The sequence below is a fragment of the Streptomyces changchenzhani genome, assembly GCF_039766235.1.
Classification (GTDB): Bacteria; Actinomycetota; Actinomycetes; order Streptomycetales; family Streptomycetaceae; genus Streptomyces.
The window spans coordinates 629501-642697 of the sequence record NZ_JBDHNH010000002.1 but is presented as its reverse complement, the minus strand read 5'-3'; the positions used below and the strand labels follow the sequence as shown (position 1 = coordinate 642697).

Here is a 13197-nt window from a genome sequence, read left to right as displayed (position 1 = left end):
GTCGCCTACTGACCAGTAAATACCGGGGGTAACAAGAAACCGTGGAGGCGCAATGACGCGCAACAGACACAGAGTTCGCAGCACGTTCGCGGCCGCCGTCGCGCTGACGGCGGCACTCGGCGGGATGGCGTTCACCACCTCACCCGCCACTGCCGCCGATACGACGGCCGAGAGCGCCGCGGCATCGGTACCCCTGCCGCCCGAGCTGGAGAAGATCCGGGCGGCCGAGGCCGCCAAGCTCTACGGCGACCCGGCCGAGCGCCCGCTCGGCGACCGCAAGTCCGGGCTGATCTCGCTGGGCGACAGCGAGATCTCCGGTGAGGGCGTCGGCACCTACGAACCGGGCACCAACGGCCCCACCAACTGGTGCCACCGCTCGCCCGACGCCGCCATCCACCGCACCGGCATCGCCGCCGACGTCACCTATAACGTCTCCTGCTCGGGCGCGTACTCCGGAAACATCAGGATCGGCGGCTCAAAGCAGTACGCCGACGAGCTGGTCCAGAGCGACAACCTCGCCGTCAAGGCCCGCAATACGAAGATCAAGATGGTGCTGCTCGTCGCGGGGGCCAATGACGACCTCCAGTTCGGGCCCGTCATGACGGACTGCGTCACCCGCTGGCTGCTCATCCAGGGCACCTGCGAGCCCAAGTACCAGCCGGGCTGGCAGGCGCGCGTCGACGGGCTCGTCCCCAAGGTCGAGCAGACCCTGCGCGACCTGCGCACCGTCATGCGCGACGCGGGCTACGCCGACGGCGACTACAAGCTGGTCACGATGGGCTACCCCAGCCCCATCGGCCCCGACTTCAAGGACAACCCGAAGTTCCCCGGCAAGATCGTCGGCGGTTGTACGGGATACGACTCCGACGCCGCGTGGGGACGCAACAGCGCCGTCCCGGCCTTCGAGCGCGGCATGCGCACGGCCGCCGCGAACACCGGCTCCGTCTACCTCGACAACTCGCGCCTCTTCCAAGGTCACGAGGTGTGCATGGAGGACGCCTGGGCGCGCGGCCTGTACATCGACATCGCCAACCCCTTCCCGCCGGACTCCAACTCCCTGCGCCAGTCCTTCCACCCGAACGTGCGCGGCCACGCGGCCTTCGCGTCCTGCCTCACCCAGATCTACAACTCGGGCCTGCGTGAAGCGGGTTGCGCGGATCCGGCGAGCACAGGAAAGCCTGCACTGTTCGCGGGCGCCTGGGACGACGCGTACAAGCCACTGAAGAACACCGGCACCGGCAGCTGCGTCGACGTACCCGCTTCGACGACCCGCAACGGCACGGCGGTCGGCGGCTGGGACTGCCACGACGGGCGCAATCAGGGCTGGTGGTTCGACAGCGCCCAGAAGTCGCTGCGCACCGAACTGACCCACGACCGCTGCCTGGACGTCCCCGGCGCGAAGTACGAGGCGGGGGCCGGGCTGATCCTCTGGAACTGCTCGGGCGCGGCCAACCAGCAGTTCGTACAGCAGCAGGACACCCTGCGCCCCGCGGCGGCCTCCGGGCTGTGCGTGACCCTGGCGAGCGCGAAGGACCAGCTGCGGCTCCAGCCCTGCACGGGGGCGGCGAACCAGCGCTTCATCTGAGCGCCCACCGACCCATGGTGACCCGGTGACGGGATCTGCCCCCGCTCGTGTGCCGAGCGGGGGCAGATCCGGTGCGTACGAGTGCCTGGTTCAGGAGGCGCGCACGGTCTTGCGGGCCGGCTCGTAGCCGGGGAGCATCCCGGCGCTCTCCTGGTTGTCCGGTCCGCCGAGCTGGACGTCAGAGCTTACGGACCGGGATCGAGGTGAACGTCGGGGCGGCGGGCGCCCGCTCGGTGAAGAAGTCGTTGCCCTTGTCGTCCACCACGATGAACGCGGGGAAGTCCTCGACCTCGATCCGCCAGACCGCTTCCATGCCGAGCTCCTCGTACTCGACTACCTCGACCTTCTTGATGCAGTCGAGCGCGAGCCGCGCCGCGGGCCCGCCGATCGAGCCCAGGTAGAAGCCGCCGTGGCTGTCGCACGCGTCCGTGACCTGCTGCGAGCGGTTGCCCTTGGCCAGCATGACCTTGGAGCCGCCGGCCGCCTGGAATTGCTCGACGTAGGAGTCCATGCGCCCGGCGGTCGTCGGGCCGAAGGACCCCGACGCGTACCCCTCGGGAGTCTTCGCCGGGCCCGCGTAGTACACCGGGTGGTCCTTCAGGTACTGCGGCATCTCCTCGCCCGCGTCCAGCCGCTCCTTGATCTTGGCGTGCGCGAGGTCGCGCGCCACGACCAGCGGGCCGGTCAGCGAGAGCCGGGTCCTGACCGGGTACTTGGTGAGCTCGGCGAGGATGTCGTCCATCGGGCGGCGCAGGTCGACGCGTACGACGTCGCTCTCGTCCAGGTGCTCGTCGGTGGTGTCCGGCAGGAAGCGCGCCGGATCCCTCTCCAGCTGCTCAAGGAAGACGCCCTCGGCGGTGATCTTCGCGACGGCCTGACGGTCCGCCGAGCAGGACACGGCGATGGCGACGGGCAGTGAGGCGCCGTGCCGCGGCAGGCGCACCACCCGCACGTCGTGGCAGAAGTACTTGCCGCCGAACTGCGCGCCGATGCCGATCTTCTGCGTCAGCTCGAAGACCTTCTCCTCCAGCTCCTTGTCGCGGAAGCCGTGGCCGGTCGGCGAGCCCTCGGCGGGCAGCTCGTCCAGGTAGTGCGCGGAGGCGTACTTGGCGGTCTTGAGCGCGAACTCGGCCGACGTACCGCCGACGACGATGGCCAGGTGGTACGGCGGGCACGCGGCCGTGCCCAGCGAGCGGATCTTCTCCTCCAGGAACTTCATCATGGAGGCCTCGTTCAGGACGGCCTTCGTCTCCTGGTAGAGGAACGACTTATTGGCCGAGCCGCCGCCCTTGGCCATGAAGAGGAACTTGTACGCGCCGCCGTCCGTCGCGTACAGCTCGATCTGGGCCGGCAGGTTCGAGCCGGTGTTCTTCTCGTCCCACATGGTCAGCGGGGCCATCTGCGAGTAGCGCAGATTGAGCTTGGTGTACGCGTCGAAGACGCCGTGCGAGAGGGCTTCCTCGTCGCCGCCCTCGGTGAGGACGTGCTGGCCGCGCTTGCCCATGACGATCGCCGTGCCGGTGTCCTGGCACATCGGCAGTACGCCGGCCGCCGCGATGTTCGCGTTCTTCAGCAGGTCGAGCGCGACGAACTTGTCGTTGGAGGAGGCCTGCGGGTCGTCGATGATCCTGCGCAGCTGCGCGAGGTGGGCGGGCCGCAGATAGTGCGAAATGTCGTGCATCGCCTCGGCGGCGAGCGTGCGCAGCGCCTCGGGATCGACCTTGAGGAACGTCCGGCCTTCGGCCTCGAAAGTGGAGACACCCTCTGCGGTCACCAGCCGGTACGGCGTGGTGTCCTCTCCCAGGGGGAGCAGATCGGAGTACACAAACGCCGGGTTGGGCGGGCGGGAGACAGGGGACATGACGGCCATTCCTCACTCGGCGACGGCGACTGGCCTCCATTGGCGCAGTGCGCCCACCAGCGTAAGACGCCCCTCGGACAGTGAGCCGGTGAGGTAAGGCTCAGTTGCTCTCCGGTGTATCGCAGTGGGGGCTAGTCGCGATCTATCGCGTCTGGGTACGCTGGGCCGGTGGACCTCGAAAAGCGCCCCCAGCAGCCGGCCGCCCCCGCGAAGCCCGCCGAGCCCGCCGAGCCCGCGGAGCCCGCCGAGCCCGCCGAGCCCGCGGAGCCCGCCATCCGCGCGTCCGACGCGGACCGCGACCGGATCGCGGACATCCTGCGCGAGGCGATGGCCGTGGGCAGGCTGACGGCCGACGAGCACGCCGATCGTATCGACGCCGTGTACCGCGCCAAGACCGTCGCCGAGCTCGAACCGCTGGTGCGGGACCTGCCCGCGCCGGAGGCCCGCAGCGCGGCGTCCTCGGCGTCGTACGCCCCGGATGATTCGCCGGGCCCGGACACCGCCGAGAACCTGGTCGCGATCTTCAGCAGCTCGACCCGCAAGGGCCGTTGGCGCATCGGCCGCAAGACCAACGCCTTCGCGTTGTTCGGCAGTGTCGAGATCGACCTCACCGAGGCGCTGTTCGGGCAGCGGACGACCGTGATCAACGCGACCGCGATTTTCGGGAGCGTCGAGGTACGGGTCCCGGAGAACATCTCGCTGCGCGGCAGCGGCACCGGCATCCTCGGAAGTTTCGAGGTCGACACCCTTGAAGCACACGACCCGCAGGCACCCGTCGTGGTGGTCAACGGCTTCTCCGTGCTGGGCAGTATCGAGGCAAAACCCAAGCGCGGTAAGCGCATCGCGGATCTTCAGCGTCGCATGCGCAAACACTTCGGGGCCTGACGTCCTTCGAAACTCAGTGCATAGGCTCGCGCACAGCGGGTAGGGAGTGCTTCATCGTCGCTCGCTCCCGAAGTCGTCGTCAGGAGTAGACCGTGCTGCATCCGCCGCATCAGTCTCTGCAGGTCACCGCCATTCCGTCGCAGCGTGCGCCGGCGCGTGATCAGGCCGGCCCCTGGCACTCGGAGGCGGTGTGCCGCCGGGACGAAGCCGGGCTGTTCTTTGCCCCTTCCAAGGAACCGACGGCCGCGAGGCTGGCGCGGGAGGAAGCTGCGAAGCGGGTCTGCGCCCGATGCCCGGTCATGGTCGAGTGCCGGGAGCACGCACTGCTCCAGCCTGAGCCGTACGGCGTGTGGGGCGGGCTGACCGCTGCCGAGCGCCGGGTGGTGCTGGCCCGGCGCAGGCGGCGCGAACTGGAGCTCAGCAACCTCGCGGGCACGGCCCAGACCGACTCGCGGATCGCCGCGGCGGGCTGATCCGGCCCGCTGTTTCCCGGCTTGCTGTTCAGGCCCGCTGTTTCGGGTCCGCTGTTCCCGGCCCGCTGTTCAGGCCCCCGCCCGGTCTCGTATCGCGTACGAGAAAGGGGCGCCCCCGCTGCACAACGGGGCCGCCCCTTTCTCCTACGCCGTACTGGTACTGGTACTGGCGCTGCTCGCTCAGCCTGCCCTGCCCGCTACTTCCCGCGGTCGAAGTCGATCGCGCTGTACGCGCGCAGCTTCGACAGCCGGTGCGTGGAGTCGATCTGGCGGATGGTGCCCGACTTGGAGCGCATCACCAGGGACTGGGTGGTGGCGGTCTCGGCGCGGTAGCGGACGCCGCGCAGCAGCTCGCCGTCCGTGATGCCGGTGGCGACGAAGAACACGTTCTCGCCGCTGACCAGGTCGTTCGTGTGCAGCACGCGGTCGAGGTCGTGCCCCGCGTCGAGCGCCCGCTGGCGCTCCGCCGCGTCCTTGGGCCACAGCTTGCCCTGGATCGTGCCACCGAGGCACTTGATCGCGCAGGCCGAGATGATGCCTTCGGGCGTGCCGCCGATGCCCATCAGCAGGTCAACACCGGTGCCTTCGCGCACCGCCATGACCGAGCCTGCGACGTCGCCGTCGGAGATGAACTTGATGCGGGCGCCCGTCTCGCGGATCTCCTTGACGATGCCCTCGTGACGGGGGCGGTCGAGGATCATCACGGTGACGTCTTCGGGGGTGGAGTGCTTGGCCTTGGCCACCCGGCGGATGTTGACGGAGACCGGGGCGTTGATGTCGACGAAGTCGGCTGCCTCGGGCCCGGTGACGAGCTTGTCCATGTAGAAGACCGCGGACGGGTCGAACATGGTGCCGCGGTCCGCGGCGGCGAGAACGGCGATGGCGTTCGGCATGCCCTTGGCGTTCAGCGTCGTACCGTCGATCGGGTCGACAGCGATGTCGACCTCCGCGCCGGTGCCGTCGCCGACCCGCTCCCCGTTGAAGAGCATCGGGGCTTCGTCCTTCTCGCCTTCACCGATGACGACGATGCCGTTCATCGAGACGGTCGAGACAAGGGTCCGCATGGCCTTCACCGCAGCGCCGTCCGCGCCGATCTTGTCACCGCGGCCGACCCACCGCCCGGCGGCCATGGCAGCGGCCTCGGTGACCCGGACAAGCTCCAGGGCCAGGTTGCGGTCGGGGGCCTCGGGCGAGACTTCGAGCTGAGACGGAAGATGGTGCTCGGTCATCGGAGCGCACCTTTCTGTACGGCGACGGCCGGAAAAGAGGGTGCTGCGACTCTATCGGTACGTCGACAAAATGAGCAGACCGGGTCACGTATGAGCGCCGTACTGTGATCCTCGCTGTGATCCACGACCCCTGGAGCAGGCGTCCACCCGGCATGGGGGACGATGGTGGGGTGGCAAGTACGAAGGGCAAGCAGACGGTCCGGGACATGGTGCTGTCGATGACGGTGATCGGAGCCGTCGTCGCGAGTATCTACGTCTTCATCCCGCACGACGAGAAGAAGGACCCGACCCGCACGGTCGACTACCGGGTCGAACTCATCACGGCGAGGCGCGCCGCACCGTACCCCGTGGCGGCCCCGGTGGGCCTGCCGGAGACGTGGCGGCCGACGTCCGTCTCGTACCGGGGGCAGGACGAGGACGCCTGGCACCTCGGCTTCCTCGACCCGGACGACGAGTACGTCGCGGTCGAGCAGTCGAGCGGGCCCGCCGAGCGGTTCATCGGGATGGTCAGCCAGCAGGCCACGAAGACGGGCCGCACCCAGCAGGTCGGCTCGGAGAGCTGGCAGCGCTGGGAGGGACCGAAGTACGACGCGCTGGTGCGCGTGGAGAAGGGCGTGACGACGGTGGTCACGGGCACCGCCCCGCACGAGCAGCTGGTGAAGATGGCTGCCGCGCTGGAGGCGAAGAAGTCCTGACCCGACGCGGGTACGACGATGCCGCCGCACCTTTCCGGGTGCGGCGGCATCGTCGTACGTACGGGACTCAGACGGTTGTGATGACCTCGTCGTAGGCCAGCCGCGGGGAGCGCGGGAACCAGGCGTCGTCGCCCGGCTTGCCGATGTTGACGACCATCAGCGGGGTGTGGTCGTCGTCCAGGAACTCCTTCTGGACACCGGCGAAGTCGAAGCCGGTCATCGGGCCGGCGGACAGGCCGGCGGCGCGGATGCCGACGATGAAGTACGCGGCCTGCAGGGCGGCGTTCATGCCGGCGGCCTGCTCACGGGCCGGGCGCTCGGCGAAGAACACGTCCTTGGCCTGCGGGAAGTGCGGGAACAGCGCCGGGAGTTCGTGGTGGAACTCGTTGTCCGCGGCGAGGATCGCGACCAGCGGGGCGGTGGCGGTCTTGGGCCGGTTGCCCTCGGCCATGTGCGGGACGAGGCGCTCACGCGCTTCGGCCGAGCGGACCAGGACGACGCGCAGCGGCGTCTGGTTGAACGCGGTCGGGCCGTACTTGACGAGGTCGTAGATCGCCTGGACCTGCTCCTCGGTCACCGGCTCGTCGGTGAACGTATTGGCGGTGCGGGCCTCGCGGAAAAGGAGGTCCTGGGCGGCGGGGTCAAGAACGAGAGACATACGACTTACCTTCCGGGCGTGCGTGGGGGTTCGAGCGATGCACTCACGGTAGGACGTTTTAGATTAAGTTTCAACTAAAACTGGATCTCCGTGATCTGTTTCACACGCCTAAGGACTTTTCGGGCAGCTGGAGCCACTTGTTGCCCGTTGCCCGGCTTCAGGCCTTCGACGGCTCCGACGGGTCCGCCAGCGCCGCGTCCAGGCGGGCGCGCGCACCTTCCAGCCAGTGGCGGCAGACCTTGGCCAGCTCCTCGCCCCGCTCCCACAGAGCCAGCGAGTCCTCCAGCGTCGTGCCGCCCGCCTCCAGGCGGCGTACGACATCGATCAGCTCGTCCCTGGCCTGCTCGTAGCCCAGTGCCGCGGTCGCCGTCGCCTCGTCCGTCTTCGCCATGTCATCCACCCTACGCATCGGCTGTCCCTCCCCAGGAGGGCACGCTCGTCCGTCCCATGCCCGCCGCGCGACCCGCAGGCCCCGCGCGTGGCCCTCACTCGGTGGCTGTGTCCGCCACCCGCACCATGAACTCGCCCTCCGCGACCCGGGCCCGCAGCTCCTGCTCCGGACCCACGTCGCCCGCCGAGCGCACCACCGCGCCGTCCACCGTCTGCAGCACCGCGTACCCCCGCTCCAGCGTCGCGGCCGGCGACAGCGCCACCACCCGCGCCCTGGTGTGCGAAAGCTCGGAGTCGGCGCGGTCCAGGAGGTGCCCGAGCGTGCGGCGGCTGCGGGCGAGCAGTGCATGGACCTCGTCCTCGCGCTCCTCCACCATCCGCTGCGGACGCTCCATCACCGGCCTGGCCAGCGCGTGCGCCAGCCCCCGCTCCTCGCGGTCGATCAGCCCCTGCACGGTCCGCAGGGCCCGGTCCCGCAGCTGCTGTACGCGGTCCAGCTCCTCGCCGACGTCCGGCACGACCTTCTTCGCCGCGTCCGTCGGCGTCGACGCCCGCAGGTCCGCGACCAGGTCCAGCAGCGGCGAGTCCGGCTCGTGCCCGATCGCGGACACCACCGGCGTACGGCATGCGGCCACGGTCCGTACGAGCTGCTCGTCGGAGAACGGCAGCAGGTCCTCGACGCTGCCGCCGCCCCGCGCCACGATGATCACGTCGACGTCCGTCAGCTCGTCGAGCTCCTTGACCGCCTGGACGACCTGGGCCACCGCGTGCACCCCCTGCACCGCCACATTGCGCACCTCGAAGCGCACAGCGGGCCAGCGGCGGCGCGCGTTCTCCAGGACGTCCCGCTCGGCCGCCGACGCGCGTCCGGTGACCAGACCGATGCGCTGCGGCAGGAAGGGCAGCGGACGCTTGCGGTCCAGGGCGAACAGGCCCTCACTGGCGAGGGACTTCTTCAGCTGCTCCAGCCGGGCGAGCAGCTCACCGATGCCCACCGGCTTTATTTCGGTGGCCCGCAGCGAGAGCTGGCCGCGCGGCGCGTACCACTCGGGCTTGGCGTGGACGATGACGCGCGCGCCCTCGGACACGACGTCGGAGATCGCGTCGAAGACCTGCCGGTAGCACGTCACACCCACCGAGATGTCGTGCGAAGGGTCACGCAGGGTCAGAAAGACGACCCCCGCGCCAGGCCTGCGCGACAGCTGCGTGATCTGCCCCTCGACCCACACCGCTCCGAGCCGGTCGATCCACCCGCCGATCAGGCGCGAGACCTCACCGACGGGCAGCGGCGCTTCCGCGGACGTATTGAGAGCCATGTACGCAGGCTAGCCGCCGGTACTGACACCGAGGCCTTCACTGCGCCCGTCCTTGCCGCCGTCTCCACGCCCGGCCCGACGGCCACGTTGTACGGCGAGTACCACCAGCCCCGCGAGCAGCCATACCGCGCCGACCACTTGAGCCGTACGCGACGCCTCCACGATTACCGCGATCGCCACCACCGCGCCCAGCACCGGCAGCAGCACATGCCGCCACCACACCGGCGGCCCGCCCATCCTGCGTACCGCGAACCAGCCCACCACCGACGCGTGCAGCAGCACGAACGCCGTCAGCGCGCCGATGTTCACCACCGACACCAGGTGATCAATGCCGTCGTCGCGCCGGGCCGCCCACACCGCGGCGACCAGCGTCACCACGGCCGCGAGCAGCAGCGCCAGCCTCGGTACGCGCGACTTCGGATCGATCTTCGCCAGCGCGCTCGGCAGCCGTCGCTCCCGCGCCATCGCGAACAGCAGCCGCCCGGCCGCCGCCTGCCCGGCCAGCGCCGCGAACGCCGCGCCGATGGCCTTGCTGATCGCCACCAGGTCGTGCAGCCAGCTGCCGGTCGCCGAGTCCACGGTGTCGTAGAACGCGGTGCCCTGGCGCCCGGGATCGGCGGCCAGTTCCGCCGCCGTCATCGGCGCCAGGAGCGAGGCCAGATACGTCTGTGTCACGAACAGCACACCCGCGAGCACCAGACAGAACAGCACCGCCCGCGCCACCCGCTCCGAGCCGCCCGTGACCTCCTCGGCGAACGAAGCGATGGCGTCGAAGCCGAGATACGACAGCACCGCCACCGACACCGCCCCGAGGACCGCCGCCATCGAGAAGGACCCCATCGAGCCGTCACCGGTGAGCGGCGAGAGCCAGCCGCGCCGCGCGCCGTCCTGTACGAGGACCACGACCGCGGCGACCACGAAGATCACCAGCACCACGATCTCCAGCGCCAGCACGGCGAAGCCGACCCGGGCCGCCGCCCGTACGCCCCACATGTTCAGCGCGGTCGTCACCAGGACGGCGATCGCCGTCCACACCCACTGCGAGACGGACGGCACGAGCGCGTGCATCGCGATTCCGGAGAACAGATACGCGACGGCGGGGATCAGCAGGTAGTCGAGCATCGCCATCCAACCGGCGATGAAACCGGGCCCCTCGCCGAGCGCCTTCCTGGCATACGCGAAGACCGAACCCGCCTGGGGGACCACCCGCACCATCTGCGCGTAGCTGAAAGCGGTGAAAGCCATCGCGACCGTGGCGACCAGATAGACCAGCGCCACGGCGCCGTGCGACTTCGCGTCGAGGGTCCCGAATACGCCGACGGGGGCCATGGGAGCGATGAAGAGCAGCCCGTAGACGACAAGATCACGAAAGCCCAGACTGCGTCGCAGTCCCGTCGTCCCCGCCGTCTCACCTTGGGTTGTGGACATCGCGCCTCCGTACATAGGGACGTACATAGGGACGTGCATAGGGCGCGTGCGTAAGACATGGATGGGACGTGCATGGGACGTGCATGGGGCCGGACCGTGGAGCCGGGGCACCATCTTGACCACAGAGGCGATCTTTGGCTTGGCAGGCACGGCCTTACGATGGGAAACATGACTGCTACTGCCGCCCGAGCCCGTCGTGTCCTGCTCGCTGCTCCCCGTGGCTATTGCGCGGGCGTGGACCGTGCCGTGATCGCCGTGGAGAAGGCTCTGGAGCAGTACGGAGCCCCGATCTACGTGCGCCACGAGATCGTCCACAACAAGTACGTCGTGCAGACCCTGGAGCGGAAAGGCGCGATCTTCGTCGAGCGGACGGACGAGGTCCCCGAGGGATCGATCGTGATGTTCTCCGCGCACGGCGTCGCGCCGGCCGTCCACGCGGAGGCCGCCGAGCGCAAACTCGCGACCATCGACGCGACCTGCCCGCTGGTCACCAAGGTCCACAAGGAAGCCGTCCGCTTCGCCCAGGAGGACTACGACATCCTTCTCATCGGCCACGAGGGCCATGAGGAAGTCATCGGCACCTCGGGTGAGGCCCCGGACCACATCACGCTGGTCGATGGCCCCGACGACGTCGCCAACCTCACCGTCCGCGACGAGTCGAAGGTCGTCTGGCTCTCCCAGACCACGCTCTCCGTGGACGAGACGATGGAGACGGTCGACGCGATCAAGAGCAAGTTCCCGAACCTGCTCTCGCCGCCGAGCGACGACATCTGCTACGCCACGCAGAACCGCCAGATCGCGGTGAAGAAGCTGAGCGAGGACGCCGAACTGGTCATCGTCGTCGGCTCCAAGAACTCCTCGAACTCCATCCGCATGGTCGAGGTCGCCCTCGACGCGGGTGCCGCAGCGGCGTACCTGGTCGACTTCGCCGACGAGATCGACGAGGCCTGGCTGGAGGGTGTCACCACGGTCGGCCTCACCTCAGGCGCCTCGGTCCCCGAGGTGCTGGTCGACGGTGTGCTGGAGTGGCTGGCCGAGCGCGGCTACGGCGACGTGGAGACGGTCAAGACCGCCGACGAGTCGATCATCTTCTCGCTTCCCAAGGAGCTCCGCCGCGACCTGCGTGCGGAGGCGGCGGGCCTGTCGGAGAAGTAACGGTCGGCCGCACGGAGAAGTGACGGTCGGCTCCGGCGAGAAGTGACCGTCGCCCGAGTCACTGTCGGTGCCACACCGTAACGTTGCCTTCATGAACGTCTTCGGTGTGGACATCGGTGGTTCGGGCATCAAGGGCGCGCCCGTGGACCTGGAGCGGGGCGACCTGGCCGAACTACGACACAAGGTGCTGACCCCGCACCCGGCCACGCCCGACGGCGTGGCGGGCCGCGTGAAAGAGGTCGTCGACCACTTCGACTGGTCGGGCCCCGTCGGCGTCACCTTCCCCGGTGTGGTCACCGGCGGTGTCACCCGGACCGCGGCCAATGTCGACAAGGGCTGGGTGGACCTGGACGCCGGCACCCTGCTCGGCGAGCGCATCGGCCTGCCCGTCACCGTCCTCAACGACGCGGACGCGGCCGGGGTCGCCGAGATGACCTTCGGCGCAGGCGCGGGCCGCGAGGGCACGGTCTTCCTGCTCACCTTCGGCACGGGTATCGGCAGCGCGCTCTTCCGCGACGGCGTCCTGGTGCCCAACACGGAGCTGGGGCACCTGGAGCTGCACGGCCACGACGCGGAGAAGCACGCGTCGACGAAGGCCAAGGAGGACGAGGACCTGAGCTGGCTGCACTGGGCGCACCGGGTGCAGAAGTATCTGGCGCACGTCGAGATGCTGTTCTCGCCGGAGCTGTTCATCATCGGCGGCGGGGTCAGCCGCAAGGCCGACCGGTTCATCCCGCTGATCGAGGACATCCGCGCCGAGATCGTCCCCGCGCAGCTGCAGAACAACGCGGGGATCGTGGGCGCGGCGATGGCGGCGGCGAAGACGGGTCCGTCGGCCTAGGGCCGGTACGTCGGCCTGGAGCCGGTACTCCGGGACGGAGTCCCCGCTCCAGCCCGGGCCTACAGGGCGTCCTGCTTGCCCGGCCGGCGGCCACGGGTGGCGCCCGCAGCCAGTGCCTGCCGGCGCCGCCCCATCAGCCGCACCTTGCGTACGGTCGCGATGAGCCCGGCGACGAGCGTGCCGCCGTACAGCCAGCCCGCGTGTACGGCGAGCGCGGTGACCACGGCCATGATGCGGCTGCCGAGCCCGCTCGCGCCGCCCGCGATCGGCACCATCCCGATGGCGAAGGCGATCGGCACCACGATCGGCGCGGTCACCAGGTCGGCGGGCCGCACCCACAGCGCGGTCACGGCGCTGACCGGCAGGAAGAGCAGCCCGTACACAAGTGGTGAGCCGTCGAGCAGCAGCCAGTCAAGGCCGCCGAGCACGAGCATCGTGGCCGCGGCGAACAGCCCGCTGCCGAGCCCGGTCAGTCGCGGATTCGGCAGCCGCCGCAGCGCGAGGATCACCGGCGGAACGGCCCGGCCCGGCCGGGCCGCGGCCCGGTAGACACGTGCGGCCCCGGAGGCAGCTGCGGCCTCGGCGGGACCGACCGACGGGAGCAGGGGCGTCTGCGGCCGCTGCTGGTGACGAGGGGTACGTGTCCTGGGTTGCTCCACATGGACAACGTAGGTCGCAAGG

The 13197-nt window shown here is 69.6% G+C and carries 13 protein-coding genes; 6 read left to right on the top strand and 7 right to left on the bottom strand.

The window, feature by feature from the left end:
• Positions 1 to 52 precede the first annotated feature (52 nt).
• Positions 53 to 1585, top strand: a complete 1533-nt coding sequence (locus ABCR94_RS11130; protein WP_347119046.1) for a ricin-type beta-trefoil lectin domain protein — start codon at positions 53 to 55, stop codon at positions 1583 to 1585.
• Between the two features lie 178 nt (positions 1586 to 1763).
• Here ABCR94_RS11130 and ABCR94_RS11125 read toward each other — a convergent pair whose 3' ends face one another.
• The gene (locus tag ABCR94_RS11125; protein WP_347119045.1) at positions 1764 to 3446 is read right to left on the bottom strand and encodes a fumarate hydratase; all 1683 of its coding nucleotides are present in this window, start codon (positions 3444 to 3446) and stop codon (positions 1764 to 1766) included.
• 168 nt (positions 3447 to 3614) lie between these two features.
• Between ABCR94_RS11125 and ABCR94_RS11120 the strand changes: the two genes are divergently transcribed.
• Together ABCR94_RS11120 and ABCR94_RS11115 are read left to right on the top strand one after the other, a co-directional pair.
• Positions 3615 to 4331 (top strand): DUF1707 SHOCT-like domain-containing protein, encoded by a 717-nt coding sequence (locus ABCR94_RS11120; RefSeq protein ID WP_347119044.1) that lies wholly within the window; start codon positions 3615 to 3617, stop codon positions 4329 to 4331.
• Between the two features lie 92 nt (positions 4332 to 4423).
• Complete coding sequence (locus tag ABCR94_RS11115) at positions 4424 to 4804, top strand: WhiB family transcriptional regulator (protein ID WP_347119043.1); 381 nt, start codon at positions 4424 to 4426, stop codon at positions 4802 to 4804.
• A gap of 197 nt (positions 4805 to 5001) precedes the next feature.
• On the opposite strand, the gene glpX is transcribed toward ABCR94_RS11115, so the two are convergent.
• Positions 5002 to 6033, bottom strand: a complete 1032-nt coding sequence (gene glpX / locus ABCR94_RS11110; protein ID WP_347119042.1) for a class II fructose-bisphosphatase — start codon at positions 6031 to 6033, stop codon at positions 5002 to 5004.
• 170 nt (positions 6034 to 6203) lie between these two features.
• On the opposite strand from glpX, the gene ABCR94_RS11105 reads away from it, so the two are divergent.
• On the top strand, positions 6204 to 6728 hold the full coding sequence (locus ABCR94_RS11105) for a DUF4245 domain-containing protein (protein ID WP_347119041.1): 525 nt from the start codon (positions 6204 to 6206) through the stop codon (positions 6726 to 6728).
• Positions 6729 to 6795: 67 nt separating this feature from the next.
• Here the strand turns inward: ABCR94_RS11105 and ABCR94_RS11100 are convergent, their stop codons facing one another.
• The 4 genes from ABCR94_RS11100 to ABCR94_RS11085 form a co-directional block, all read right to left on the bottom strand.
• The gene (locus tag ABCR94_RS11100; RefSeq protein WP_347119040.1) at positions 6796 to 7386 is read right to left on the bottom strand and encodes a malonic semialdehyde reductase; all 591 of its coding nucleotides are present in this window, start codon (positions 7384 to 7386) and stop codon (positions 6796 to 6798) included.
• Positions 7387 to 7543: 157 nt separating this feature from the next.
• Positions 7544 to 7777: an exodeoxyribonuclease VII small subunit gene (locus ABCR94_RS11095; protein ID WP_347119039.1), complete on the bottom strand. Its 234-nt coding sequence runs from the start codon at positions 7775 to 7777 to the stop codon at positions 7544 to 7546.
• Positions 7778 to 7871: 94 nt separating this feature from the next.
• Positions 7872 to 9092, bottom strand: a complete 1221-nt coding sequence (xseA, locus tag ABCR94_RS11090; protein WP_347119038.1) for an exodeoxyribonuclease VII large subunit — start codon at positions 9090 to 9092, stop codon at positions 7872 to 7874.
• Positions 9093 to 9101: 9 nt separating this feature from the next.
• Positions 9102 to 10520, bottom strand: a complete 1419-nt coding sequence (locus ABCR94_RS11085) for an APC family permease (RefSeq protein ID WP_347119037.1) — start codon at positions 10518 to 10520, stop codon at positions 9102 to 9104.
• A gap of 159 nt (positions 10521 to 10679) precedes the next feature.
• Between ABCR94_RS11085 and ABCR94_RS11080 the strand changes: the two genes are divergently transcribed.
• Both ABCR94_RS11080 and ppgK read left to right on the top strand, forming a co-directional pair.
• The gene (locus ABCR94_RS11080; protein ID WP_347119036.1) at positions 10680 to 11675 is read left to right on the top strand and encodes a 4-hydroxy-3-methylbut-2-enyl diphosphate reductase; all 996 of its coding nucleotides are present in this window, start codon (positions 10680 to 10682) and stop codon (positions 11673 to 11675) included.
• A gap of 91 nt (positions 11676 to 11766) precedes the next feature.
• Positions 11767 to 12516, top strand: a complete 750-nt coding sequence (gene ppgK, locus ABCR94_RS11075; RefSeq protein WP_347119035.1) for a polyphosphate--glucose phosphotransferase — start codon at positions 11767 to 11769, stop codon at positions 12514 to 12516.
• Between the two features lie 59 nt (positions 12517 to 12575).
• Here ppgK and ABCR94_RS11070 read toward each other — a convergent pair whose 3' ends face one another.
• Positions 12576 to 13175, bottom strand: a complete 600-nt coding sequence (locus ABCR94_RS11070) for a DUF6542 domain-containing protein (RefSeq protein ID WP_347119034.1) — start codon at positions 13173 to 13175, stop codon at positions 12576 to 12578.
• Positions 13176 to 13197 lie beyond the last annotated feature (22 nt).